Consider the following 25,185-nt stretch of genomic DNA (forward strand, 5'->3'; position numbering starts at 1 on the left):
GGCGTCGTGGGGTCTTACTTCGCGCGGGCGGGACGCAATTCGCGCGGCAGGGCGAAGGTCAGGGTCTCCTGTGCAGTGGTCACCGTCTCGACGCTGTCGAAGCCGTACTCACCGAGCAGGTCCATGACGCCGGCGACAAGGATCTCGGGCACCGACGCGCCAGAGGTGATGCCGACGGTCTGTACGCCCTCAAGCCACGCCGGATCGATGTCCCGGGCGTAATCGACCAGGTACGACGCGTTCGCACCGGCCTGCAGGGCCACTTCGACGAGGCGCACCGAGTTCGACGAGTTCTGCGAGCCGACCACGATCACCAGCTCGCACTGCGGGGCCATGGCCTTGACGGCAACCTGCCGATTCTGGGTGGCGTAACAGATGTCGTCACTCGGCGGATCGTTGAGCAGCGGGAACTTCTCCCGCAGGCGCGAGACCGTCTGCATGGTCTCATCGACAGACAACGTGGTCTGCGACAGCCAGATCACCTTGGACTCGTCGCGGACCGTGACGCGGTCGACGCTGTCCGGCCCGTCGACGAGCTGCACGTGGTCGGGAGCCTCACCGGCGGTGCCCTCGACCTCTTCGTGACCCTCGTGACCGATCAGCAGGATGTCGTAGTCGTCGCGGGCGAAGCGCTTGGCCTCCTGGTGCACCTTGGTGACCAGCGGGCAGGTCGCGTCGATGGTGCGCAGGTTGCGGCCGGCGGCGGATTCGTGGACCGCGGGCGAGACGCCATGCGCCGAGAACACGACGAGCGCGCCCTCGGGCACCTCATCGGTTTCGTCGACGAAGACCGCGCCGCGGTCTGTCAGTGTCTCCACCACGTGCCGGTTGTGGACGATCTCCTTGCGCACATACACGGGTGCACCGTGCTTCTCGAGCGCTTTTTCCACTGTCTCGACAGCGCGATCGACGCCCGCGCAGTAGCCGCGAGGCTCAGCGAGCAGGATTTTCTTGCCTGACGGGGTGATTTCGGCCGAACTCATGTGGTTCAGCGTACGGGCAATCGGCCCCTACCAGTGGTCACCGCCTGCAGCATGAGGCAGAGTATGGACATGATCCGACCACCTTATGCCGCAAGGGTCGCTGCCGGGGTTGTTGTCACAGTGCTCGAAGAGACACGCAAATTGCCGACCACAGCGATCACCCTTCCGATGACCGCGCTCAGCGAGACATTGCAGGCCGTGATGCGTCTTCAGCAGGGCATCGCCGAAATGGCCATCAAGGGCGACGAGGTCTTCGAGTCCCTCCTCGGCCATGCCGAAGACGAGCCGGAGTGGGCCACCTTCGATGAGGACGAGGACGACTTCGTCCTGCCCACCGTAACTCGTCCGGTGACTCCGGCCACAGCCACCGATTCCGGCGCTGCGGATGCGGGCGAAGCCGACAAAGACGACTCCGGGTCCGCGACCGGGCCGGCCGGATCCGGGCGGTTCGCGCTCTACAGTTCGACTCCCGAGATCGACGTCGACGCCGGGGATCCGACACCGACCGCGAGCTCCAACGGCGACGCTCCAGAAATCGTCGAGGCACTCGACTACGACTCGCTGACGCTGGCCCAACTGCGGGCCAAACTCCGCACCGTCGGACTCGACGAACTCAAGGAACTGGCCGCGTACGAAAAGTCCACGCGGGCCCGCGCACCGTTTGTCACGATGCTCGACAACCGTGTGACCGCGGCGACCAAGTAACCTTCCCACGTGAGCAATACGCCCGAATCGGCGTGGCCGGTGCGGACGATCAACACCAAGATCGCCGACTGGCTACACAAACTGGGACAGGTCTGGGTCGAAGGTCAGTTGACCCAGATCAACCGTCGCCCAGGTACCCGCACCGCGTTCCTGACGCTGCGCGATCCCGCCGCCGACATCTCCATCCAGGTCACCTGCAGCCCCGATCTGCTGACCCGCGCGCCGGTCCCCTTGACCGAGGGGGCCCGGGTGGTGGTCCTGGGCAAACCGGTGTTCTACACCGGGCGCGGCACGGTGTCGTTGCGGGTCACGGAGATCCGGCCGATCGGCATCGGCGAACTCCTGGCCCGCATCGAACGGCTTCGCCGCCTACTGGCCGCCGAGGGACTGTTCGACGTCGCCCGCAAACGGCCGCTACCGTTCTTGCCCGGCTCCATCGGACTCATCACCGGACGGGCCAGCGCCGCCGAGCGCGACATCGTCTCGGTCGCCCAAAAGCGTTGGCCTGCTGTTCGTTTCGAGATCCGCAACGCGCCCGTCCAGGGTCCGACGGCGGTCCCGGCCATCCTGAGGCACCTCGCCGAACTCGACGCGCATCCCGACGTCGACGTCATCATCCTGGCCCGCGGGGGCGGCAGCGTCGAGGATCTGCTGCCGTTCTCCGACGAGGCACTGTGCCGGGCCGTCGCCCAGATCACCACGGCGGTGGTCAGCGCGATCGGCCACGAACCCGACTCCCCCGTTCTCGACCTCGTTGCCGACCTGCGCGCGGCGACTCCCACCGATGCCGCCAAACGAGTGGTGCCCGACGTCGCCGTCGAACTCGCGACCGTCCGCGACCTGCGGGCACGAAGCGCCGGGGCGTTGCGCAATTGGGTGACCACCCAGGTACGCGGACTCGACTCCCTGCGCGGCCGGCCCGTACTGGCCCAGCCCTATCGCATCGTCGACGACCGGATCGACGAGATCGAACGCGCCGCCCGCGACATCCGCCGCGACGTCGCCCGGCACGTGTCCGGCGAGGAACAGCGAATCGAACATCTCACGGCCCGCCTGTCCACCCTCGGGCCCGCACAGACGTTGGCCCGTGGATACGCCGTCGTGCAGCGCGTACCCGGGGCCGCGAGCAGTTCGGACGAAGATCCCCACGTCGTGACCTCGGTCGACGACATGCCCATCGGAACCCAGCTCCGGGTCCGGGTCGCCGACGGCGCCACCCGCGCCGCGGTGATGGTCGTCGAAAAACCCCGACGCGGCTGACAACCCGGCAACGCCGGTCCCACCGGACGCGAGTTCACCAGACCAACCCAACACCGGACGCACCAGCACTCGCCGGAACAAGACACCGGCGTCCGGGCACGGACAAGAAGGAAGACAGTGGCAGCGAAGAAAGACGCCGACAGCAACGAGCGGCCGATCAGTGAACTGGGCTACGAACAGGCCCGGGACGAGCTGATCGTGGTGGTCCGCACCCTGGAACAGGGCGGTCTCGATCTCGACGCATCGCTGGAACTCTGGGAGCGCGGAGAGGCTTTGTCGCGGCGGTGTGAGGAACATCTCGAAGGCGCTCGCAAACGTATCGAAGCAGTCCTCGGGACCGACGACGCCGACGAATTCGAGGACGACGTCGACGACGACCCGGACGACGAGGCCTGAGATCTGATTCGGCGCGACCACACCCGTCGGTCACTCTCGGGCCGTTTATGACCATTACCGGCGCCCTGCAATACTCGGGTGGTGGCTGCAAAACCCCGGATTCTGACCAACAACAAAGACATGATCTGGTCTTTGATCCCTTTGTTGTTGCTCTGCCTGTTCGTCGCGGGGGTCTCCGGAAATTGTTCCGTCGGCCTGACCGGCGGCGCGGGCGACGACAAGGTTCCCGCATATGACGTCGAGAGCGGGTTGAAGGCCGACGCGCGTAGTTCGTCGTTCCCCATCCGGCTGCCCCAGACGCCTCCGGACTGGAAGCCCAACAGCGGCAGCACGGTCGCACTGGAGGACACCACCGTCTCCAACGCCGGTTACATCACCTCCAACGGTGTCTACGTCCAGCTGAGCCAGACCGGCGCTGCCAAAGACGCCCTGGTCGGGCAACTATCCGGCGATGAGACCCTGCTCGGCGCGGGCACCCGCGACATCGGTGGATCGCAGTGGGTGGTCTACACCGAGCCCGAGGGCGGACGTTCGGTGTGGGTGACCGACCTCGGTGACGTGCGGATCGGCCTGATGACGAACAAGGCCGAGGAGCCCGATCTCACCGCGCTCGCCGAAGCGGTTCTTGCGGTTTCACCACTGCCGGCAGCGACCCCCGGCGCACAGGTTCTACCCACGAAGTAGCGGAAACCATTGTCCGATAACGAATGTTACGGATCTTACATTCGCGCCACTGTTGAGAGCGATGTCACCGGCAGACTATAAGGTCTGCTCATGGCAATGTTCTTGTATCGACTCGGCCGGTTCTCTTTTCGGCACAAATGGTGGGCGATCGTCAGCTGGATCGTGCTCGCGGCGTTGGTGGTCACGCTGGTCAGCGCACTGAATCCGAAGTTCTCCAAAGATTTCGAGTTACCGGGCACAGACTCGGACAAAGCGATGTCGTTGATGGAGAAGAACTTCCCGGCGATCAACGCTCAGCAATCCGAGGCATCTACCAGCGTGCTCGTCGCCGCGAACGACGGACTGGCGGCCCACAACGCCACCATCGATCAGCTGGTCGCCAAGCTCAAGACCTTGCCCGAGATCACCACTCCCGACGAGGTGGCCAACCCGCTGACCGTCGCGGAGCTGGAGCCGGCGCTGGCAGCGTCCGTGCTGGGAGACAAGAACACCATCGGTCTGATCCAGGTTGCGCAGACCATCAACCCGCAAGACCTGACCATCGACGACATGAAGCAGTTCGAGGACATCCTCGCCGAATTCCGGGTCGGTGGCCTCGACGTCCAGGGCACCGGCTCGCTGATGCAGGTCCAGGAGGCGGGCGGCGCCGCCGAGATGCTCGGTTTCGTCATCGCCTTCTTCGTGATGATCGTGGCTTTCGGCGCGATCGTTGCCGCGTTCATCCCGCTCATCACCGGCATCGTCAGTGTGATCATCACCATCATGCTGGTCACGTTGGGCGCCGAGTTCCTCAGCATCAACCAGAGCGCCACCGCCATCATCACGATGCTCGGGATCGCGGTGTCCATCGACTACGCCCTGTTCATCGTCTCCAGATATCGCAGTGAGCTCAATCTCGGTGGCTCGCGCGAGGCGGCGGTGGGTCGCGCGGTGGGCACCGCCGGATCTGCGGTCGTGTTCGCGGGCCTGACGGTGGTGATCGCGGTGGCGGCGCTGTCGGTGGTCGGGATCCCGTTCATCTCGCAGATGGGCCTGGCCGCCGCGCTGGCCGTGATCGTCGCGGTGCTCGGTGCCATCACCCTGATCCCGGCATTGCTGGGAGCCTTCGGCCGCTTTGCGTTCTCGCCGCCCATCCCGAAACTGCGCCACGGGGACGAGCCCGAATCGCAGGAGACCAACGGTCTTCGTTTTGCCAAGTTCGTGACCAGATACCCGTGGCCGATCGCGGTCATCTCGCTGCTGGCGCTGGTTGTGGTGGCATTGCCGATGACCAAGCTGGAGCTGGGCCTGTCGACCACCACCGACTCCGAGGTCGCTGCGACCGAGCTGCTGCAACGCGGTTTCGGTGAGGGCATCAACGGTCCCCTGCTGGTGGTGCTGAACGACACCAAGGGCGGCGACGTCGGTCCCGCCGCGGATCAGACCGTCTCGTTCATCAAGACGCTGTCCAACGTCGCGACGCCCGAACAGCTCACCTGGCGCGGTAACGGTCCGGACGCGGCCAACTCCCAGACCGGCGCGACATCGGCGCTGATCTTCGTGACGCCACAACAGTCACCGAGTGGTCCGCAGACGCACGATTTGATGGAACAGATCCGCGACTACTCGAAAACCACTGACGCCGAAGGGGTAACGCTCAACGTCGGCGGTCAGACCGCCATCATGTCCGACATCTCGGCCAAGTTGAACTCGGCGTTGATCCCGTATCTGCTGCTGGTCGTCGGGTTGGCGTTCATCATCCTGATGATCGTGTTCCGGTCGATCCTGGTCCCGCTGACGGCCACCATCGGATTCCTGTTCTCCGTGTGTGCCACGTTCGGCGCCACGGTGGCGATCTTCCAGCTCGGCCACTTCGGCCTGATCACCCATACCCAACCGATCATCTCGTTCCTGCCGATCTTCATGATCGGTGTGGTCTTCGGTCTGGCCATGGATTATCAGGTCTTCCTCGTGACGCGAATGCGCGAGGAGTATGTGCACGGGTTGCCGGCCAAGGAGGCGGTGATCATCGGTTACAAGCACGGCGCGCGCGTGGTGTCGTCGGCTGCGGTGATCATGATCTCGGTGTTCGCGGCGTTCATGCTCGCGCCCGACACCACCGCGAAGATGATGGGCTTCTCCCTCGCCGCGGCCGTGTTCTTCGATGCGTTCATCGTGCGCATGTTGATCGTCCCGGCGCTCATCACTATCATGGGCGACAAGGCCTGGTGGATGCCGGCGTGGCTCGACAAGATCCTGCCCAACGTCGACATCGAGGGCACCGCCATCCGCGAGATCCCGATCGACTCGTCGATCTCGCCGGACGGAAAGCCACTCGCGCCCAAAGTCGGCGCCACCGAGTGACGCCGCCGGCCGACTGATTTCAGTTGCCTCCCACTCACCCCCGTCGTCCCCCGGTCGACGGGGGTGAGTGCGTTGTGGGGACCCGGACGGCGCGAACTCCAACGAACTTCTGCGTGTGAGCGCAGGCACCGGTGCACCACCTGCAATAACGGGCATGAAAGGATGGCCTTCAACACAATCGCCGCGATTCAGGAGGCCACCACAATGTCAGCCGCTAACACCAACTTCGAGGCTCCGGACCGAAACCTGGCGATGGAGCTCGTGCGCGTGACCGAGGCAGCCGCACTCGCGGCCGGACGGTGGGTTGGTAAGGGCGACAAGAACGGTGGCGACAAGGCCGCGGTCGACGCGATGCGTCAGCTCCTGTCCACCGTGTCCATGCGTGGCGTCGTCGTGATCGGCGAGGGCGAAAAAGACGAAGCGCCGATGCTCTACAACGGTGAAGAGGTCGGTAACGGCGAAGGCCCCGAGGTCGACGTCGCCGTCGATCCCATCGACGGCACCACGCTGATGGCCGAGGGCCGCCCCAACTCGATCGCCGTGATCGCGGTGTCCGAGCGGGGCACCATGTACGACCCCTCCGCAGTCTTCTACATGGAGAAGATCGCCGTCGGCCCCGAGGCCGCCGGCGTCATCGACATCAACGAGTCCGTCGATTACAACGTCCAGGCCGTCGCCAAGGCGAAGGGCATCGAGGTCGCCGACCTCACCGTGGTCGTCCTCGACCGCGAGCGCCACGAAGGACTCATCGCCGAGATCCGTGCGGCAGGCGCCAAGGTGCGGCTGATCTCTGACGGTGACGTCGCCGGCGCCATCGCCGCCGCACAGGACGAGAGCTCCGTCGACATGCTGCTGGGCATCGGTGGCACCCCCGAGGGCATCATCACCGCCGTCGCCATGAAGTGCATGGGCGGCGAGATCCAGGGCAAGCTCTGGCCGCGTAACGCCGCCGAGCGGCAGAAGGCGATCGACGCCGGCCACGACCTCGATCGTGTGCTCAAGACCGAAGACCTCGTCAGCGGAGAGAACATGTTCTTCTGCGCCACCGGTGTCACCAACGGCGACATGCTGCGCGGGGTGAGCTACCGCGCCAACGGTGCCACCACCCGCTCACTGGTCATGCGTTCGAAGTCGGGCACCATCCGCACCATCGAGGGTCGCCACACCCGCCAGAAGGTCGGCGAGATCTCGACGAACACCGCTGCCGGCAGCTGATCGAAACCGGGGTGCGAGAGCACCCGGTACCACCTCTGACGAGGCACTGCGAACCGCACCGATACGATGCGTTGCGTGAGTAAACCAGCCTCAGCCCCAGAGTTTCTCTACTCCGATCTGCTTCCGATCGACGGCGACGACACCCCCTACCGACTCATCACCACGGAGGGGGTGTCGACGCTCGAGGTCGACGGCCAGACCTTCCTCAAGGTCGATCCCGAAGCCATCCGGAAACTGACCGCCGAGGCGATGCACGACATCAGCCACTACCTGCGTCCGGCTCATCTTGCGCAGCTGCGCAAGATCATCGACGACCCGGAGTCCTCGGGTAACGATCGCTTCGTCGCGCTGGACCTGCTGAAGAACGTCAACATCTCCGCCGGCGGCGTGCTGCCGATGTGTCAGGACACGGGCACCGCGATCGTGATGGGCAAGAAGAGCGAGGGTGTGCTGACCGGCGCCGACGACGCCGCGTCCATCTCCCGCGGTGTGTACGACGCCTACACCCAGCTCAATCTGCGGTACTCGCAGCTGGCACCGCTGACGACCTACGACGAGAAGAACACCGGCTCCAACCTGCCGGCGCAGGTCGAGATCTACGCGACCGAGCAGGGCCCCAAGGGCCCCGAATACAAGTTCCTGTTCATGGCCAAGGGTGGCGGCAGCGCGAACAAGTCGTTCCTGTTCCAGGAGACCAAGGCCATCCTGAACCCCAAGGGAATGCTCAAGTTCCTCGACGAGAAGATCCGCTCGCTGGGCACCGCGGCCTGCCCGCCCTATCACCTCGCCGTCGTCATCGGCGGCACCTCGGCCGAGTTCGCACTCAAGACCGCGAAATATGCCTCGGCCCACTACCTGGACAACCTGCCGACCTCGGGTTCGATGTCGGCGCACGGGTTCCGGGACCTCGAACTCGAGGAAGAGGTCTTCAAACTGACCCAGTCCTTCGGGATCGGTGCCCAGTTCGGTGGCAAGTACTTCTGCCATGACGTCCGCGTGGTCCGCCTCCCCCGGCACGGTGCGTCGTGTCCGGTGGCGATCGCGGTCTCGTGCTCGGCGGACCGGCAGGCGCTGGGCAAGATCACCGCCGAGGGGGTGTTCCTCGAGCAGCTCGAGACCGATCCGGCGAAGTACATGCCGGCCGCCGGTGTGGCAGAAGACATCTCCAGCGGCGAGGTGGTCGAAGTCGACCTCAACCGGCCGATGTCCGAGATCCTCGAGCAGCTCTCGCAGTACCCGGTCAAGACCCGGCTGTCGCTGACCGGTCCGCTGGTGGTGGCCCGCGACATCGCGCACGCCAAGATCAAGGAGCGCCTCGACGCCGGCGACCCGATGCCCGAGTACCTGCGCAACCATCCCGTCTACTACGCCGGACCCGCCAAGACCCCCGAGGGCATGGCCTCGGGTTCCTTCGGTCCGACCACGGCCGGCCGCATGGACAGCTACGTCGAACAGTTCCAGGCCGCCGGTGGGTCAATGGTGATGTTGGCCAAGGGAAATCGTTCCAAGCAGGTCACCGACGCCTGCAACACCCATGGTGGCTTCTATCTCGGTTCGATCGGTGGTCCGGCGGCCCGGCTTGCGCTTGATTGCATCAAGAGCCAGGAGGTCATCGAATACCCCGAGCTCGGCATGGAAGCCGTGTGGAAGATCGAGGTGGAAGATTTCCCGGCGTTCATCGTTGTTGATGACAAGGGGAATGACTTCTTCACCGATCCCTCGGGTGAAGTGAGCATCCCGCTCAGTGGCATCAGGATTCGATCTAAGGAGAGCTAACTGTGAGTGAGCAGGCCTATCGCATCGAGCACGACACCATGGGCGAGGTCCGGGTTCCGGTCGACGCCCTCTGGCGTGCGCAGACCCAGCGCGCGGTGGAGAACTTCCCGATCAGCCACCGGCCGCTGGAACGGACCCAGATCCGGGCGATGGGCCTGCTCAAGGCCGCCTGCGCGCAGGTCAACAAAGACCTCGGTCTCCTCGACGAGCAGAAGGCCGACGCGATCGTGGCCGCGGCCAAGGAGATCGCCGACGGCAAGCATGACGACCAGTTCCCGATCGACGTCTTCCAGACCGGTTCGGGGACCAGCTCGAACATGAACGCCAACGAGGTCATCGCGTCGATCGCCAAGGCGGCCGGAGTCGAGGTCCACCCGAACGACCACGTCAACATGTCGCAGTCGTCGAACGACACCTTCCCCACCGCGACCCACGTCGCCGCCACCGAGGCTGCGGTCACCGACCTCATCCCGGCCCTGCAGCACCTGCAGAAGGTCTTGGCGGACAAGGCGAGCCAGTGGCGCACCGTGGTCAAGTCCGGCCGCACCCATCTGATGGACGCGGTGCCGGTCACCCTCGGCCAGGAATTCGGTGGTTATGCCCGCCAGATCGAGGCCGGCGTCGAACGGGTCACCGCGACCCTGCCTCGGGTCGGTGAGCTGCCCATCGGCGGTACCGCGGTGGGCACCGGCCTCAACGCGCCTGCCGGGTTCGGCACCAAGGTCGTCGCCGAGCTGATCAAACTCACCGGTGTGGACGAGCTGGCGTTGGCCAAGGACAACTTCGAGGCGCAGGCCGCACGCGACGGTCTCGTCGAACTGTCGGGTGCGTTGAAGACGGTTGCGGTCTCCCTGACCAAGATCGCCAACGACGTCCGCTGGATGGGGTCGGGCCCGCTCACCGGCCTCGGCGAGATCGCACTCCCCGATCTGCAGCCCGGCAGCTCGATCATGCCCGGCAAGGTCAACCCGGTGCTGCCCGAGGCGGTCACCCAGGTCGCCGCGCAGGTCATCGGCAATGACGCCGCCGTCACCTGGGGTGGCGGCAACGGCGCCTTCGAACTCAACGTCTACATCCCGATGATGGCCCGCAACGTCCTGGAGTCTCTCAAGCTGCTGGCCAATGTGTCGCGGTTGTTCGCCGACCGCTGCATCGAGGGTCTGGTCGCCAACGAGGACCGACTCAAGGAACTCGCCGAGTCGTCGCCCTCCATCGTGACCCCGCTCAACAGTGCGATCGGGTACGAAGAGGCCGCCGCCGTGGCCAAGGCTGCACTCAAGGAGAAGAAGACGATCCGGCAAACCGTGATCGACCGAGGACTGATCGGTGACAAACTCTCCGAGGCCGAGCTCGACCAACGCCTCGATGTCCTCAAGATGGCCAACCTGGATCGCGAACGCTGACCCCACCCCCGATGATGTGCCCTTTTGGCGAGCCTGACCTGGGCTTTTGCCCGCCAAAAGGGCACACTTTCGGTATCTTGGGGCGGTGTTGATTCCGTTTCCCACCGATTGGCGCACCGCCTTGGTGTTGGTGCCGCATCCCGATGATCCCGAGTACGGGCTCGCGGCAGCCGTCGCCAAATGGTCCGGTGCGGGCAAACGGGTTGTCTACGCACTGGCCTCACGCGGTGAGGCCGGTATCGAGGGCATGCCGCCGGAGAAGGCGGGCCCGATCCGCGAAGCCGAACAGCGGGCGGCGGCGCGGATCGTCGGCGTCGAGTCCGTCGAGTTCTGGGATTTCCCCGACTCGGCGATCGTCAATGATCCGGATCTGCGTCTACGGATCGCCGAGGTCATCGGCAGGCTGGCTCCCGAGGTCGTCGTCTCGGTGTACGGCGGGCCGCAGTGGGCTCCGGGCATGCCCAATCAACGCGACCACACCGAGTTCGCGGCGGCGGTGCTGCAAACCTATGACTTCCTCGACACCAAGCCGCGCTGGTTGTTCGAGGCCGGCCCGGACGCCACCCATGCCGAGGAAGTCGACAGTACGGCGATCGAGGCCGCGGTGAGGTCACTGGCCGCGCATGACGTCTACCTGAAGACCCTCGATCCGGTCACACCGGTGATCAACCAGGCCCGGACGCAGACCGAGATGGTCACCGCTGCTCGCGAAGACTTCGACGAGCGTCACGCGGTCACCTTCGAACTCAAACGCCGTACCCGATGATGTGCCCTTTTGGCGGTGCCCACCTGGGGAAACGTTCGCCAAAAGGGCACATCATCGGGGTGGGTCAGGCCAGGCCGATATCGATGATCGGCTGCCGGGCCGGGTCGAGCCACTGGACGATCTGGCGCATGACATCGCGGTCGATCGCGACACAACCCCACGTGGGCTCACCGTTGGTGACATGCAGAAAGATGCCCGACGCGTATCCGTCGACGCGCTGTGGATTGTGGGCGATGTTGACGACGTAGTCGTAGACCTCTCCGGTGGCGAGGATGTTCTCGCTGTCGCCGCCGGGATTCTCAACCTGCCGGACGTGGGTGTTGTAGGTCGGTGACCCGGGCAGTGCGTCCCACCAATCCTGCTCATCGGCCTGGAAATACGGCATCTTGGTGCCGGGATCGGGCTGGTTGCCAAAGGCCTGGTCCAGGGCGAAAGTACCCATCGGTGTCCGCCACACACTGTCCCGGGGTATGCCGATGCCCTCGGCGCCGAGATGGGCCTCGGTGGGTGCGATGACCTGAATCCACGTCCCGGCTTCGTCACGTTCCCAGGCGCTCAGCGTTGCCACGGTGTCGTAGATCGACTGGGAGGTAACCGTGATCATCTGGGTCGACGTCGGGAACGACTCCGGCGTGAGCATCTCGTCGGCCTGCGCCGAGACCGGGACGACCATCGCAGCGACAACAACACACGCGGCAGCCAGTGACACCACTGGCCCCATCAACCTCTTTGACAACTTCAGCACCTGCTGATTATGCCAATTCGTAAGCCAAAGCACGTATCGGTGCGATTACGGGACTGCACTAATCTGGTCACTGCCGACCCGACGCGCACTCCGCTCCCGGGGCCGGCACCGATGAAGAGAGTTCGAGGGTTTTCATGCCGCTTGCCGTGGGCACCATTTTTGCCGGCTACACAATCGAGCGCCTACTGGGCGCCGGTGGCATGGGTGAGGTGTATCTGGCCAAGCATCCCCGGTTGCCACGGTCGGATGCCCTCAAGATCCTGCCCGCCTCACTGCCCGGATCCAGTGCCGCGTCCGACGAGAACTACCGACGCCGGTTCGTGCGCGAGGCCGATCTGTCGGCAAAACTCTGGCATCCGAACATCGTGGCAGTACACGACCGCGGCGAGTACCTGGGTCAACTCTGGATCAGTCAGGATTACGTTCCCGGCACCGACGGCGCCGAACTGCTCGCCATCTACCCCACCGGCGTCCGACCGGCCCTCTGCCTGCAAATCATCACCGAGGTCTCCGCGGCTCTCGACTACGCCCACCACCAGGGACTGCTGCACCGCGACGTCAAACCCGGCAACATCATGCTCACCGATGCCACACCACACCGCGTCATGCTCACGGACTTCGGCATCGCCCGCCCGATCGCAGATGTCGGCGACCTGACCACCGCCGGGGTTTCCGTCGGCACGGTCGCCTACTCCGCGCCCGAGCAACTCCGCGGTCTGCCGGTGGATGCACGGGCCGATGTCTACGCCCTCGGATGTACCGCCGTCGCGTTGCTCACCGGCGCTCCCCCCGGATCCGGCCGTGAGCTCCCCGACGGTGTCGCTCCAGTCATCGACCGGGCACTGGCCCCTGCGCCCGCAGACCGCTATCCCACCTGCGGACAGTTCGCCCACGAACTCGCGGCCGCACTGAACCTGCCGGACGCGCCGCCCGCGGAGACGTCCGCACCCGACGCACATGCCGCACACCCTGCGCCAACGCACCTCGGGTTGCCCTCGGTCGCACCGCGCACCCGGAACGGACCACCACAGGAACCCGAACGGCAGGCCTTCGCCGCTCCCGCTCCGCCACCCACGCGGCAGTACACGTCCGCGCCGCCTGCCCCGCAACCACCGCACGACCCACCCCCGCCACCACAGGCACCGCCGAGCGGTCCCCGTTCTCGGACACCCTGGATCATCGCCGGCATCGCCGCAGTCGTCGCGCTCGCCCTGGCAGTGATCGCCACAGTCGTGTTCTGGCCCGACGACAACACCAAAGCGGCAGCCACCGCGAACACCACAACCGAGACCGTCACGGCGACCACGCAGGTGCCGCCGAAACAACCGACCCCGCCGTCCGATCTCTCGGCGACCGCCGAGTCAGTGACCCCGACCACCAACCCGGCCGATCTCGGTCTCTCGGTGCCGATCAGCACACCCGCGTGCGACGGCACCGCGATCGTTGTGGTCGCCAACGCCACCAACCCCAGGACCTACCACGACGAGATCACGCGAGCACTCGACAAGCATCCTGGCGCGCAGTACCTGCGCACCGACCAATCGTGCCCGTCCCTGCGTCCCCAAGACGACAACGGAAGGCTCATCTACGCCGCCTATGTTGTTGTCGGTCAAGGTAAATCAGACCTATGTGAAGCATTGGCCGACTACCCCGCCAACCGGTACGGCAAACTCCTCGACACCGCGAGCAACCCGGATACCAACATCAAACGAAACGACTGCTGAGCCACACCGAGCACCAAAGGCCCTACGCCCCACCCATTTTCGCACCGGCCACCGGCAATAACCCGAGGCCGGTGCGAAAACAGGTGGGCGGCAGCCAGACTCAGTACGCTCCCGCCCCCGGCGCGAATTCCTCCAGCATCTCGGTGACCAGGGCGGCAATCGGCGACCGCTCGCTGCGGGTCAACGTCATATGGGCGAAAAGTGGGTGACCCTTGAGCTTTTCGATCACTGCGGCCACTCCGTCATGCCTGCCGACGCGGAGATTGTCGCGCTGGGCGACGTCGTGGGTGAGCACCACCCGCGACCCCGAACCGAGACGCGAGAGCACCGTCAGCAGCACATTGCGCTCCAATGACTGCGCCTCGTCAACGATCACAAAAGAATCGTGCAGTGAGCGACCCCGAATATGGGTCAGCGGAAGGACTTCGAGCATGCCCCGGCTCAGCACCTCTTCGATCACCTCGGTCGATGCCAACCCTTCAAGGGTGTCGAACACGGCCTGCGCCCAGGGTCCCATCTTCTCCGACTCGCTGCCGGGCAGGTAGCCGAGATTCTGGCCGCCGACGGCGTAGAGCGGCCGGAAGACGACAACCTTGCGCTGGGTACGCCGTTCGAGCACGGCCTCGAGACCGGCGCACAGGGCCAGCGCCGATTTGCCGGTACCCGCCTTGCCACCCATGGAGACGATCCCGACACTGTCGTCGAGCAGCAGATCGAGCGCCACCCGCTGCTCGGCGCTGCGCCCACGTAACCCGAATACCTCCCTATCGCCGCGCACCAATTGCACCTGTTTCTGCGGGTTCACCCGGCCCAGGGCACTGGAACTGTTGCCCAGCAACCGGATCCCGGTATGGCAGGGCAGGTCCCGCGCGGAGTCGAGGTCGACAACACCCTCGGCGAACAACGTGTCGATCACCGCGGAGTCGACGTCGACCTCCGTCATCCCGTTCCACCCCGAGGCCACCACGTCCTGGGCGTGGTACTCATCGGCGGCCAGACCCACCGCACCGGCCTTGACGCGCAGCGGGGTGTCCTTGGACACCAACAGGACGTCTTTGCCCTCGGCACGGAGATTCAAGGCGCACGCCAGGATTCGGGAATCGTTATTGTCGGTACGGAAACCGGCCGGCAGGACCGCCGGGTCGGTGTGATTGAGCTCGACCTGAAGGGTGCCACCAACAGTGCCGATGGGAATCGGTTGATCGAGTCGCCCGAACTCCAGTCGCAGATCGTCGAGCATGCGCAAGGCTTCGCGAGCGAACCAGCCCAGTTCGTGGTGGTGGCGTTTGCCTTCCAATTCACTGATGACAACCAGCGGAAGAATTACGTGGTTCTCAGCGAAACGTGTTGCCGCCCAAGGGTCGGACAACAGCACGGAAGTATCGATGACATACGTACGGGCGTCGCGTGCGGTCACGAAGGGCTCCTCGGTCTGGGTGGCACCACTCAGACATGTGTTGCGGCCGGTCCGGTTCTGATGTCAGCGGCCAGGTGCTGCTGTCACGAGGACCGGGGCCGGTCCCCTCGTACTCACGTGAGCAAGTCAACGATCGAACCTCCCGGACGAACCGCTTCCCCGCGGCCCGTCAAACGTCAAAGTACGCCCAACCCGGCGTGTCGGCGAGGTGGAGACAGCCCGTGTCCGTGAATAATCGGTTAACTGCTCCGCTGGCGGATCGGTCGGGTGTCGACGTCCCGACCACCCCAGGATCGCCGCCTCAGAACCAAAAACCCCGCTCCACCGCAGCGATACTGCGGGTTGGAGCGGGGCTGGTGGATCAGTTGAACGAATTGCCTACCGGCCGGCCGCGGTCAGCACCCGACGGCGTGCCGCCTCGCTGGCCTCGTCGAGACCGTCAAGGGATTGCAGCTTGATGTCGTCGACCAGTGCGGTGGCGACGAACGTCACGGCATCGGCGTTGAACGGCGCGATGATCTCGAGGTCACCGAAGTCGTCGATGTCGGCGCCGATGAGTTCGAGTTCGGACAGCGCCCGGTCGACGGCCTTGACCAGCTCGGTCACGTTGGCATCGACACCGGCGTTGAGGAAGTTGGTGAACGTCTTCGCCTGAACGCGGTCGTCGTGCACGATCTTCTCCAGGATCCCCTTCAGGACGTCACTGTCGGACGCCTCGAGAAGCTTCTCGCCGAACGACACACACTGCAGCTCATGCACCGCGAGCAGCGCGAGCACGTCGAGGATCTCGTAGTCGGTCACCGACGCGGATGTCTGCAACTTGCCCTTGGTCATGTGGTGCAGGCGCAGGGTCTCGGCGGCTTCCGGATCCATCAGACGCGACACCACGAGGTAGTCCCGCAGGGCGATGGCGTGGCGGTTGTCCTCGGCGGTCCACGTGCCGATGACCTGCTGCCAGGCTCCGAAGATGGACGCCTTCTGCGCCATCAAACGGTGGTAGGACGGCATGTTGTCCTTGGTGAGCAGCAGGGCCAGCACCGCTTTGACGACGTCGTCGGGCAGCGGGGACGGCCGATTGGGGTCGAAGTCCTCGCCACCGAGGAAAGCGAAGTTCTTGCCCTCGGCCCACGGCACCCAGTCATGCGGGTTCCACGCCACCGCCGCGGCGTTGTGCTCTTCCATGATTTCCGGGATCGCCTTTTCCAAGGCGTAGAGCAGTTCGTCCTGGGTCAAATCATTCACCCCGACAGCCTAGAGGTCGATTCGCGATATGCGAAACCGCTGGCCAGAACAAGAAACCCACCTCTACCGGCCGGAACCAACGGGTGGTTCCGGCGCGAAGAGGTGGGTTCGTGTGGTGGTGTGCAGGCTCAGTGCTGGGTGCTGAGCAGGCCCCAGTCCTCGAGTCCCTCGTAAAGCGGGAAGTCGAGGGCCAGCTGTGAGACACGGGCCCGCAGCGCCGAGACGTCCGCGCCCTGCCCGGCAGCCAGTGCGGTACCGATGATGTCGGCGACCTCACGGAACTGCTCTTCACCGAATCCGCGGGTGGCCAGCGCAGGTGTACCGATCCGCAGTCCGGAGGTCACCATCGGCGGACGCGGGTCGAACGGCACGGCGTTGCGGTTGACGGTGATGCCGACCTGATGGAGCAGGTCTTCGGCCTGCTGGCCGTCGAGGTTGCTGTGCCGCAGGTCGACCAGGACCAGGTGCACGTCGGTGCCACCGGTCAGGACCGACACACCGGCCTTGGACACGTCGTCACCGTTCAGACGCTCGGCCAGGACACGGGCACCGTCGAGGGTGCGCTGCTGGCGCTCCTTGAACTCCTCGGTGCCGGCGATCTTGAGCGCCACGGCCTTGGCGGCGATGACGTGCATCAGCGGACCGCCCTGCTGGCCCGGGAACACTGCGGAGTTGAGCTTCTTGGCCCACTCCTTCTTGGCCAGGATGATGCCCGAGCGCGGGCCACCGAGGGTCTTGTGGACGGTCGAGGACACCACATCGGCGTACGGGACCGGCGACGGATGCAGTCCGGCGGCGACGAGCCCGGCGAAGTGGGCCATGTCGACCCACAGGTGCGCACCGACCTCATCGGCGATGGAGCGGAACGCCGCGAAGTCCAGCGTCCGCGGGTACGCCGACCAGCCGGCGACGATGACCTTCGGCTTGGTGTCGAGGGCGACCTTGCGGACCTCGTCCATGTCGATGCGGAAGTCTTCTTTGCTCACGCCGTAGAAGGCGTTCTCGTAGAGCTTTCCGGAAAAGTTCAGTCGCATGCCGTGCGTGAGGTGGCCGCCGTGAGCCAGGTCGAGGCCCAACATGGTCTCGCCGGGCTCCATCAGCGCGGCCAGGACAGCAGCGTTGGCCTGCGCACCGGAGTGGGGCTGCACGTTGGCGAACTCGGCACCGAACAGCTCTTTCGCCCGGTTGCGGGCGATGTCCTCGACAACGTCGACATATTCGCAGCCACCGTAGTACCGGCGGCCGGGGTAACCCTCGGCGTATTTGTTGGTCAGCACACTGCCCTGGGCCTGCAGGACCGCGCGCGGAACGAAGTTCTCCGACGCGATCATCTCCAGGGTGTCGCGCTGACGGGTCAGCTCGCCATTCATCGCGGCCGCCACATCCGGGTCTAGCTCAGCCAGGGATGCGGTGTTGACGTCGGTCATTTGTCTCCTTCAGACGCTGCTGCGCGGGCGAATCGGCACGTTCAGTGTAAGAGACCCGGCGGACAACCCTCACATGCCCTATTATTCGCCACCCCGGTCCGGGTGTCCGGCGGCCAACTCGGCCCGCAGACGCCCCGGTGTCAGCGGCTCGTCGAGCAACCGGCCGAAGCGCGAGAGCCGCTCATCCGGTGCAGCAGCGTCCAGCCAGGTTGCCAGGAGCCGATAGCCCTCGACGTAGGTACTGATGTAGGCCCGCCACAACGGCGACGACAGGAACCGCAGCATCTGCCGGGCCCGTTCATCGGTGGCCAGCAGCCAGGTCTGCAGATACGACGCGACCGTGTCCTGGTCGGCGCCGCGGTCGTGCAGAAGCAGCGCCGCGTCCTGGCGCACGCCGAGCAATCCGGCGGTGGCCTTGCCGATGGCATCGGCCCGCTCCCCGTCGAATCGCAATCCGAGGTCGGCGTAGATCTCCTGCGCCCAGCGCCCCCGGCCTGGCCCGATCGCGGCGCCGAGCGCGTGGTCGGCGAGCCCTTCGGCCATCAGGCACTGCGGGGTGTTCACCAGGAAGATCGACTGCTCGACCTGGCCGGAACCGACCAGCAACTGCTCTTTACGACAGTGTTCGGTGTGATGGCCCGGATAGGCCTCGTGGGCGATGAGGTGTGGCAGCGACGACATGTGCTGGGTCAGATCGCCGTTGATGGCCACCTTCGACCGGTAGTCGCCGAGGTAATAGTTGAACCCCGACCACGGCTTGTCACCGACCACCTCGAAGTCGACGATCTCGGACTCGGGCAGCGAGTAGGTTCCCCGCACCCGTTCCCTCAGTGCACTGCTGAACGCCGAGACCACCTCGGCCACCCGGTCCGGCGGGATCTCTTCGCCCCGTTTGTGCGCGGCATAACGCTCTGCGAGGTCCCCCGATCCCGGAAGCAGCTCATCCAGCTCGGCGTGGACGCGGCGATAGGTGTCCGGATCGCCCATGGTGATGTCGACGTCGAAGTAGTTGCGGACCTCGTCGACGAACCCGATGTCATCGCCCGCAAACTTTCGGGCCGAACATTCGAGGGCGCGCAGTGCCGAATCGATGAACTCGGTGCGTATCTCCCCCAAACCGGCGCCGGGGAGTTCCTTGCGCAGCGAAGCCGCCTGATGGGCAAGATCTCTCGGATCGGGCGCCGAGGCGTTCTCGACCTCGCGACGCAGCGCCGGATCACCGGTGAACGCGTCGACGAAACCCTCTTCCAGACGATCAAATGCCAGGCCCAACCGCAGATACCGCGACGTGATCGCTTCGTTGTGCATGGGGTCAAACGCTACCGAAGTGACCCCGGAGTTGTTGTCCTCGGAGGCATTCGCAAGGATGATCTCCATGCTGCAGGTCCCACGGATCGAAAGTTGACATGTCACGGATAACCGAGCCGAGTCCGTATATCGAACTCGATCGCCGTCAGTGGCGAGATCTGCGCCAATCGATGCCGATGGTGCTGACCGAGAGTGAGCTGCGCGAATTGCGTGGCCTCGGCGAGCAGATCGATCTGACGGAGGTCGCGGATGTCTACCTGCCGCTGTCCCGTCTGATCCACCTTCAGGTCGCCGCCCGGCAACGGTTGTTCGCCGCGACGGCCACCTTCCTGGGCGAACGCAAACCCGAGCGACAGGTGCCGTTCATCATCGGCGTCGCCGGCAGTGTGGCCGTCGGCAAGTCGACCACCGCACGCGTGTTGCAGGCGCTACTCGCCCGCTGGGAATCGCACCCCACCGTGGACCTGATCACGACGGACGGATTCCTCTACCCCACCGCCGAGCTCGAACGTCGCGGGATCATGCACCGCAAGGGGTTCCCCGAATCCTACGATCGCCGCGCACTGCTGCGATTCGTGACCGAGGTGAAGTCGGGTGCTCGCGATGTGTCGGCGCCGGTGTATTCGCACGTGTCCTACGACATCGTCCGCGGGACCAAACATCATGTGCGGCAACCGGACATCCTCATCGTCGAGGGACTGAACGTGCTCCAGACCGGAGCCCGGCTGATGGTCTCGGACCTGTTCGACTTCTCGATCTACGTCGACGCCCGCATCGAGGACATCGAAGACTGGTACATCACCCGGTTCCTGGCCATGCGGACAACCGCGTTCGCCGATCCGAACTCACACTTCCACCACTACTCATCACTGAACGATGACCAGGCATTCCTGGCCGCCCGCGACATCTGGAACGGCATCAACCGGCCGAATCTGGTGGAGAACATCCTGCCGACCCGCCCCCGGGCGACGCTGGTGTTGCGCAAGGACGCCAATCACGCGATCAACCGGGTGCGTCTGCGCAAGATCTGAGAACCACGGGGGGTTCTCAGAGCAGGGAAAGCCGCGCGCTCACTTGCCGAAGCGGCGGCTTCGGGCACCATAGTCTCGGAGTGCGCGCAGGAAGTCGACGCGACGAAACGCCGGCCAGTAGGCGTCGGTGAACCAGATCTCCGAGTACGCACTCTGCCAGAGCAAAAAGCCCGAAAGGCGTTGTTCGCCAGAGGTTCTGATCACCAGGTCTGGGTCGGGCTGACCGCGGGTGTAGAGATTCTGGTCGATGGCCTCGACGGTGACCGCATCGACAAGTTCTTCGGGTGAGTCCCCGGCGGCGATCCGGTCGGCCAGCAGCGAACGCACCGAGTCCACGATCTCCTGGCGCCCGCCGTAACCGACGGCCACATTCACCGTCGGGCCGACCCGACTAGCCGTCTGCTGTTCGGCGGCCTTCAGCCGACTCGACACCTCGACCGGCAGTTGATCAAGGGCACCAACAACTTTCACCCGCCACGGCTGCCCGGGCGCGGAGATCTCTTCCACGATGTCCGGGACGATCTCCATCAGCGCGCCGAGTTCTTCGGTGCCGCGGCTCAGATTCTCGGTCGAGAGGAGGTAGATGGTGACCGTGGAGATGTCGAGTTCACTGCACCAGGTGAGGACCTCGGCGATCTTCTGCGCTCCGACCCGATGCCCATGATTGACGTTTTCGAACCCGGCCTCGCGAGCCCAGCGACGATTGCCGTCACAGATGATCGCGATGTGACGAGGAATACGTTCCGGATCGAGATAGTGGGTGAGCCGACGTTCGTAGACCCGGTACATGGGTCCACGCATGGCGTCGGGAATCAGCTTCACTGGGTACACCTTACGCGGCGTGGAGATCGGTCGATGCGTACCTAAGTTACCGTAGATCGTGGTCTCCTCCGAACTCGCACGACTCGCTGAACTGAAGCCGCGGATGCGCGGCTGGATTCACCTGTACGCCGGCTTCACCGCCATCGTCACCGGTGTCGTCCTCGTCGCCGTCGCGTGGGCCATGGTCGGCCCGATGGCGGCTCTGGCCTGCGGTATCTATTCCCTGACGGTCTGCGGGGTGTTCGGGGTCAGCGCCACCTACCACCGGGTCGACTGGACCACCGACACCGCCAAGATGTGGATGAAACGGGCCGACCATTCGATGATCTTCATCTTCATCGCCGGCAGCTACACTCCGTTCTGCGTGATCGGACTCGAGCCACCCACACAGATGGTGGTGCTGATCATCGTGTGGGCCGGGGCGCTGGCCGGGGTCACCCTGAAAATGCTCTGGCCGACCTCGCCGCGCTGGCTCGGTGTGACGCTCTACGTCATCCTGGGCTGGACGATCGTCGCCGTCGCCCCGACACTCATCGACTCCGTGGGCGGGACCGTGGTCATGCTCCTGGCCGTCGGCGGATTCTTCTACACCGTCGGCGGCGTCCTCTACGCGACGCAGTGGCCCAACCCGTGGCCGAACACCTTCGGTCACCACGAGTTCTTCCACGCCTGCACCGTCATTGCGGCGCTGGTCCACTACGTCGCGGTCTGGCTGGTGCTGTTCAGCTAGCGGCGGACGGGGCCTTGGCTGCCGAAAGCGTCTGCACCACAGCCACCGTGGCATCCCAGTCCATGCACTTGTCGGTAACCGACTGGCCGTAGGTCAGCACCTCGGCGTCCGGCGACTGCGCACCCGCGACGAGGAAGCTCTCCAACATCACACCGCTGATGCCGTGCTGCCCACCGACGATCATCTCGGCGATGTCGGTGGCGACCACGGCCTGCTGGAGGTGGTCTTTGCCCGAATTGGCGTGCGAGCAGTCGACCATCACCAGTTCGGGCAGACCGGCCTTGGCCAGTGCGGTGAGGGTGGTGTTGATCGTGTCGACGGCGAAGTTCGGTCCCGACGTCCCGCCCCGCAGGATCACGTGGCAATCCTCGTTGCCCTCGGTCTCGACGATCGCACCGCGGCCGAAGTCGTCGACACCGAAGAAGACATGCTCGGCGGCGGCGGCCTTGACTCCATCGACGGCAACCTGGATGTTCCCGTCGGTTCCGTTCTTGAATCCGATCGGCATCGACAGACCCGATGCCAGCTGGCGATGCACCTGGGACTCGGTGGTCCGGGCGCCGATCGCACCCCACGCCACGGCGTCCGCGATGTACTGCGGGCTCGTCGGTTCGAGGAACTCACATCCGACGGGCAGACCGAGGTCGATGATGTCGAGGAGCAACGCGCGGGCGGTCCGAAGTCCACGCTCGACGTCGAACGAACCGTCCATCCCCGGATCGTTGATCAGGCCCTTCCAGCCAACGGTGGTACGGGGCTTTTCGAAGTACACCCGCATCACGATCTTGAGCCGATCGGCATGCTCGACGGCCAACGGGGCAAGGCGTCGTGCGTAGTCCAGGGCGGCCACGGTGTCGTGAACCGAACACGGTCCGACGATGACCAGCAGTCGGTCGTCGCGTCCGGCGAGGATGTCGGCGATCTCGTCCCGATCGCGCTGTACGACGGCAGCGCGGCGGTCGGTCAACGGCAGTTCGGCCCGGACGATGTTCGGTGACGGGATCTCGCGGAATGCGCGGATGCGGCGGTCGGACGTCTTGGGTCCGACCATCGTCGCCTGCTCGGCCTGGGGGGTGATGGATTCGCTGGTCATGATGCGTGCCTTCCTGATTTCGGCGAGCACCTGCACTCATGGAACCGGTGCCCTGACAAAGAAAAAAGCAGCGACCATGGTGGTCACTGCTCGGGGCTCCGGGTGTTGGCGCGCGTTCAGTACAACGCAGTATCGGCGGCTCCACCCGGAGCCTCGATAAAGCGCCAATAGGCACCAGCACAAATGTTCACGTCGGCGAATGTAGCACGGTGGCCGCCTACCACCCAAAACGCCTGACCACGAGCCGTCCGGCCCGTCAGGGATGACCGCGATCGATCACCCGGGACAGCACGATGATGCTCTCGGAGTGGTCGACGGTCTCGGCGGCGCGGATCCGTTCGAGAGCCACCTCGAGGTGCTGGACATCGCGCGCGACCACCCGCAGGATCGCATCGGCCGGACCGGTGACGGTGGCGGCACTGACCACCTCGGAGATGTGTTCCCACGATTTGGCGAGGATGTCCGGCGCAATGGTGCCCCGGCAGAACACCTGGACGTACGCCTCCGTGGTCCATTGCAGCGCTGCCGGATCGGTGACGACGGTGAATCCGCGGATCACACCGGACGAGACAAGCCGGTCGACGCGCCGTTTCACGGCCGGCGCGGAGAGCCGTACGGCCTCCCCGATCTGCGCGTAGGTCTGCCGCGCATCCCGGGTCAGGCAACCCAGAATCGCCTCGTCGATCTCGTCCAGCTCAGCCACCGGTCGACCTCTTTTCGCCTCACGCAACAGATCCCCCTATTGTGCCAGATCGCGCAACAGATGGCTGGCGTCAAAGCAACGGACGCAGATTGATTGCGTCACAGCGAGTTCCTACGATCAGTGAGTGACCATCAGCGAGATCGTCGCGTCGGCGCGGCACATCGCCATGGTCGACGACTTCGCGGCACACAACTATTCACCACTTCCCGTCGTCGCGGCCACCGCCGACGGCGCCTGGATCACCGACGTCGAAGGACGCCGCCACCTCGATTGCCTGGCGGGCTACTCGGCGATCAACTTCGGCCATCGCAACCGGGAGATCATCGCCGCCGCCACCGACCAGCTCGGCCGACTCACTCTGACCAGCAGGGCCTTTCACTCCGATCGCCTGGGACCGTTCTGCCGAGACCTGGCCGCACTCTGCGACAAGGAAATGGTGCTGCCGATGAACACCGGCGCCGAGGCGGTGGAGTCGGCCATCAAGGTGGCCCGCAAGTGGGGCACCGACGTCAAGGGCGTACCGGCCGGTCAGGCATCAATTGTGGTGGCGGCCGGTAACTTCCACGGCCGGACCACCACCATCGTGAGCTTCTCGGATGACCCGACCGCTCGCAGCGGCTTCGGGCCGTTCACCCCCGGATTCCGCATCGCTGCGTTCGGTGACGCCGCGGCGATGGCCGCCGCCATCGATGACACCACCGTCGCGGTGCTGATCGAACCCATCCAGGGTGAGGCCGGTATCGTCGTCCCACCGGACGGCTACCTCGCCGACGTTCGTGAACTCTGCACGGCCACAAACGTTCTGATGATCTGCGATGAAATCCAATCCGGTCTGGCCAGAACCGGAACCACCTTCGCCTGCGACCACTGGGGCGTGGTGCCGGACCTGTACACGCTGGGCAAGGCGCTGGGCGGAGGTGTGCTCCCGGTGTCGGCGGTGGTCGGCGACAGCGACATCCTCGGGGTACTCCATCCGGGCGAACACGGCTCCACCTTCGGTGGTAACCCGCTTGCCGCCGCGGTCGGTTCGACGGTGGTGCACATGCTGGGTACCGGATATTGGCAGGACCGGGCTGCCACCCTGGGAACCCATCTCCACGAAAGACTCCGGGCGATGATCCCTCACGGCGTCACCGAGGTCCGAGGGCTCGGCCTATGGGCAGGCGTCGACGTCGATCCGGCGCTCGGTACGGGCAAGGACCTCTCCAAAAAGCTTGCCGAGCGCGGTGTCCTGGTCAAGGAAACTCACGGCAGCACCCTGCGCTTTGCCCCACCGATCGTCATCACCGATGACGAAATCGATTGGGCGATGGATCAAGTCGAGGCCACCCTCCGCACCTGACCCTCCGCCGAGCGTGCCGAAATCACCGTCGACCGTGCCGAAAATGACTGCACGCCTGCAAGTTTGGCAC

22 protein-coding genes are annotated in these 25,185 nt (G+C 65.1%); 13 read left to right on the forward strand and 9 right to left on the reverse strand.

What is annotated here, in order from left to right; all coding sequences use genetic code 11:
• Positions 1–14 precede the first annotated feature (14 nt).
• Entirely contained in the window at positions 15–983 is a 969-nt protein-coding gene (locus tag AC51GR_RS18725; protein ID WP_496326148.1) for a 4-hydroxy-3-methylbut-2-enyl diphosphate reductase, read from the reverse strand.
• 69 nt (positions 984–1,052) lie between these two features.
• On the opposite strand from AC51GR_RS18725, the gene AC51GR_RS18730 reads away from it, so the two are divergent.
• From AC51GR_RS18730 to AC51GR_RS18770, 9 genes are all read left to right on the forward strand, one after another.
• Positions 1,053–1,688 carry a lipid droplet-associated protein gene (locus AC51GR_RS18730; RefSeq protein WP_496326149.1) on the forward strand — a complete coding sequence of 212 codons (636 nt, stop codon included), beginning with the start codon at positions 1,053–1,055 and terminating at the stop codon, positions 1,686–1,688.
• A 9-nt stretch (positions 1,689–1,697) separates the two neighbouring features.
• A complete protein-coding gene (xseA, locus tag AC51GR_RS18735) occupies positions 1,698–2,948 on the forward strand; it encodes an exodeoxyribonuclease VII large subunit (protein ID WP_496326150.1) in 1,251 nt (416 codons plus the stop codon).
• Between the two features lie 117 nt (positions 2,949–3,065).
• Positions 3,066–3,344: an exodeoxyribonuclease VII small subunit gene (locus AC51GR_RS18740; RefSeq protein ID WP_496326151.1), complete on the forward strand. Its 279-nt coding sequence runs from the start codon at positions 3,066–3,068 to the stop codon at positions 3,342–3,344.
• Between the two features lie 81 nt (positions 3,345–3,425).
• Positions 3,426–4,028, forward strand: coding sequence for a DUF4245 domain-containing protein (locus AC51GR_RS18745; RefSeq protein ID WP_496326152.1), 603 nt, complete (start codon positions 3,426–3,428; stop codon positions 4,026–4,028).
• 90 nt (positions 4,029–4,118) lie between these two features.
• Positions 4,119–6,371 (forward strand): MMPL family transporter, encoded by a 2,253-nt coding sequence (locus AC51GR_RS18750; RefSeq protein ID WP_496326153.1) that lies wholly within the window; start codon positions 4,119–4,121, stop codon positions 6,369–6,371.
• A gap of 204 nt (positions 6,372–6,575) precedes the next feature.
• Positions 6,576–7,586 carry a class II fructose-bisphosphatase gene (gene glpX, locus AC51GR_RS18755; RefSeq protein WP_496326154.1) on the forward strand — a complete coding sequence of 337 codons (1,011 nt, stop codon included), beginning with the start codon at positions 6,576–6,578 and terminating at the stop codon, positions 7,584–7,586.
• Positions 7,587–7,661: 75 nt separating this feature from the next.
• Positions 7,662–9,362 (forward strand): fumarate hydratase, encoded by a 1,701-nt coding sequence (locus AC51GR_RS18760; RefSeq protein WP_496326155.1) that lies wholly within the window; start codon positions 7,662–7,664, stop codon positions 9,360–9,362.
• Positions 9,363–9,364: 2 nt separating this feature from the next.
• Positions 9,365–10,765, forward strand: coding sequence for a class II fumarate hydratase (locus AC51GR_RS18765; protein WP_496326156.1), 1,401 nt, complete (start codon positions 9,365–9,367; stop codon positions 10,763–10,765).
• 85 nt (positions 10,766–10,850) lie between these two features.
• Entirely contained in the window at positions 10,851–11,531 is a 681-nt protein-coding gene (locus AC51GR_RS18770) for a PIG-L deacetylase family protein (RefSeq protein WP_496326157.1), read from the forward strand.
• Positions 11,532–11,595: 64 nt separating this feature from the next.
• On the opposite strand, the gene AC51GR_RS18775 is transcribed toward AC51GR_RS18770, so the two are convergent.
• A complete protein-coding gene (locus tag AC51GR_RS18775; protein WP_496326158.1) occupies positions 11,596–12,276 on the reverse strand; it encodes a L,D-transpeptidase family protein in 681 nt (226 codons plus the stop codon).
• Between the two features lie 134 nt (positions 12,277–12,410).
• Here AC51GR_RS18775 and AC51GR_RS18780 point away from each other — a divergent pair, with 134 nt between their 5' ends.
• Positions 12,411–14,000 (forward strand): serine/threonine-protein kinase, encoded by a 1,590-nt coding sequence (locus AC51GR_RS18780; RefSeq protein ID WP_496326159.1) that lies wholly within the window; start codon positions 12,411–12,413, stop codon positions 13,998–14,000.
• 100 nt (positions 14,001–14,100) lie between these two features.
• On the opposite strand, the gene phoH2 is transcribed toward AC51GR_RS18780, so the two are convergent.
• From phoH2 to AC51GR_RS18800, 4 genes are all read right to left on the reverse strand, one after another.
• Positions 14,101–15,417 carry an RNA 5'-3' helicase PhoH2 gene (gene phoH2 / locus AC51GR_RS18785; RefSeq protein ID WP_496326160.1) on the reverse strand — a complete coding sequence of 439 codons (1,317 nt, stop codon included), beginning with the start codon at positions 15,415–15,417 and terminating at the stop codon, positions 14,101–14,103.
• Between the two features lie 378 nt (positions 15,418–15,795).
• Complete coding sequence (locus AC51GR_RS18790) at positions 15,796–16,659, reverse strand: acyl-ACP desaturase (protein ID WP_496326161.1); 864 nt, start codon at positions 16,657–16,659, stop codon at positions 15,796–15,798.
• A gap of 128 nt (positions 16,660–16,787) precedes the next feature.
• Positions 16,788–18,086, reverse strand: a complete 1,299-nt coding sequence (gene glyA / locus AC51GR_RS18795) for a serine hydroxymethyltransferase (protein ID WP_496326162.1) — start codon at positions 18,084–18,086, stop codon at positions 16,788–16,790.
• A gap of 81 nt (positions 18,087–18,167) precedes the next feature.
• Positions 18,168–19,394 carry a DUF885 domain-containing protein gene (locus tag AC51GR_RS18800; RefSeq protein WP_496326245.1) on the reverse strand — a complete coding sequence of 409 codons (1,227 nt, stop codon included), beginning with the start codon at positions 19,392–19,394 and terminating at the stop codon, positions 18,168–18,170.
• Positions 19,395–19,492: 98 nt separating this feature from the next.
• Between AC51GR_RS18800 and coaA the strand changes: the two genes are divergently transcribed.
• A complete protein-coding gene (coaA, locus tag AC51GR_RS18805; protein ID WP_496326163.1) occupies positions 19,493–20,425 on the forward strand; it encodes a type I pantothenate kinase in 933 nt (310 codons plus the stop codon).
• Between the two features lie 39 nt (positions 20,426–20,464).
• Here coaA and AC51GR_RS18810 read toward each other — a convergent pair whose 3' ends face one another.
• Positions 20,465–21,247, reverse strand: coding sequence for an isoprenyl transferase (locus tag AC51GR_RS18810; protein ID WP_496326164.1), 783 nt, complete (start codon positions 21,245–21,247; stop codon positions 20,465–20,467).
• Positions 21,248–21,350: 103 nt separating this feature from the next.
• Between AC51GR_RS18810 and trhA the strand changes: the two genes are divergently transcribed.
• Positions 21,351–21,977, forward strand: coding sequence for a PAQR family membrane homeostasis protein TrhA (gene trhA, locus AC51GR_RS18815; protein WP_496326246.1), 627 nt, complete (start codon positions 21,351–21,353; stop codon positions 21,975–21,977).
• Here trhA and AC51GR_RS18820 read toward each other — a convergent pair.
• Together AC51GR_RS18820 and AC51GR_RS18825 are read right to left on the reverse strand one after the other, a co-directional pair.
• Positions 21,970–23,070: a 3-deoxy-7-phosphoheptulonate synthase gene (locus tag AC51GR_RS18820; protein ID WP_496326165.1), complete on the reverse strand. Its 1,101-nt coding sequence runs from the start codon at positions 23,068–23,070 to the stop codon at positions 21,970–21,972. The two genes, trhA and AC51GR_RS18820, sit on opposite strands and share 8 nt — an antisense overlap.
• A 256-nt stretch (positions 23,071–23,326) precedes the next feature.
• Positions 23,327–23,773 carry an Lrp/AsnC family transcriptional regulator gene (locus AC51GR_RS18825; RefSeq protein WP_496326166.1) on the reverse strand — a complete coding sequence of 149 codons (447 nt, stop codon included), beginning with the start codon at positions 23,771–23,773 and terminating at the stop codon, positions 23,327–23,329.
• A gap of 166 nt (positions 23,774–23,939) precedes the next feature.
• On the opposite strand from AC51GR_RS18825, the gene rocD reads away from it, so the two are divergent.
• Positions 23,940–25,115, forward strand: a complete 1,176-nt coding sequence (gene rocD / locus AC51GR_RS18830; RefSeq protein ID WP_496326247.1) for an ornithine--oxo-acid transaminase — start codon at positions 23,940–23,942, stop codon at positions 25,113–25,115.
• Positions 25,116–25,185 lie beyond the last annotated feature (70 nt).

The organism is Williamsia sp. z71 (genome assembly GCF_059553375.1).

Coding starts and splice junctions, on each gene's coding strand:
- AC51GR_RS18725 (WP_496326148.1), bottom strand. CDS start 983: ATGAGTTCGGCCGAAATCACCCCGTCAGGCAAGAAAATCCTGCTCGCT.
- AC51GR_RS18730 (WP_496326149.1), top strand. CDS start 1,053: ATGATCCGACCACCTTATGCCGCAAGGGTCGCTGCCGGGGTTGTTGTC.
- AC51GR_RS18750 (WP_496326153.1), top strand. CDS start 4,119: ATGGCAATGTTCTTGTATCGACTCGGCCGGTTCTCTTTTCGGCACAAA.
- glpX (WP_496326154.1), top strand. CDS start 6,576: ATGTCAGCCGCTAACACCAACTTCGAGGCTCCGGACCGAAACCTGGCG.
- AC51GR_RS18780 (WP_496326159.1), top strand. CDS start 12,411: ATGCCGCTTGCCGTGGGCACCATTTTTGCCGGCTACACAATCGAGCGC.
- glyA (WP_496326162.1), bottom strand. CDS start 18,086: ATGACCGACGTCAACACCGCATCCCTGGCTGAGCTAGACCCGGATGTG.
- AC51GR_RS18800 (WP_496326245.1), bottom strand. CDS start 19,394: ATGCACAACGAAGCGATCACGTCGCGGTATCTGCGGTTGGGCCTGGCA.
- coaA (WP_496326163.1), top strand. CDS start 19,493: ATGTCACGGATAACCGAGCCGAGTCCGTATATCGAACTCGATCGCCGT.
- trhA (WP_496326246.1), top strand. CDS start 21,351: ATGCGCGGCTGGATTCACCTGTACGCCGGCTTCACCGCCATCGTCACC.
- AC51GR_RS18820 (WP_496326165.1), bottom strand. CDS start 23,070: ATGACCAGCGAATCCATCACCCCCCAGGCCGAGCAGGCGACGATGGTC.
- rocD (WP_496326247.1), top strand. CDS start 23,940: ATGGTCGACGACTTCGCGGCACACAACTATTCACCACTTCCCGTCGTC.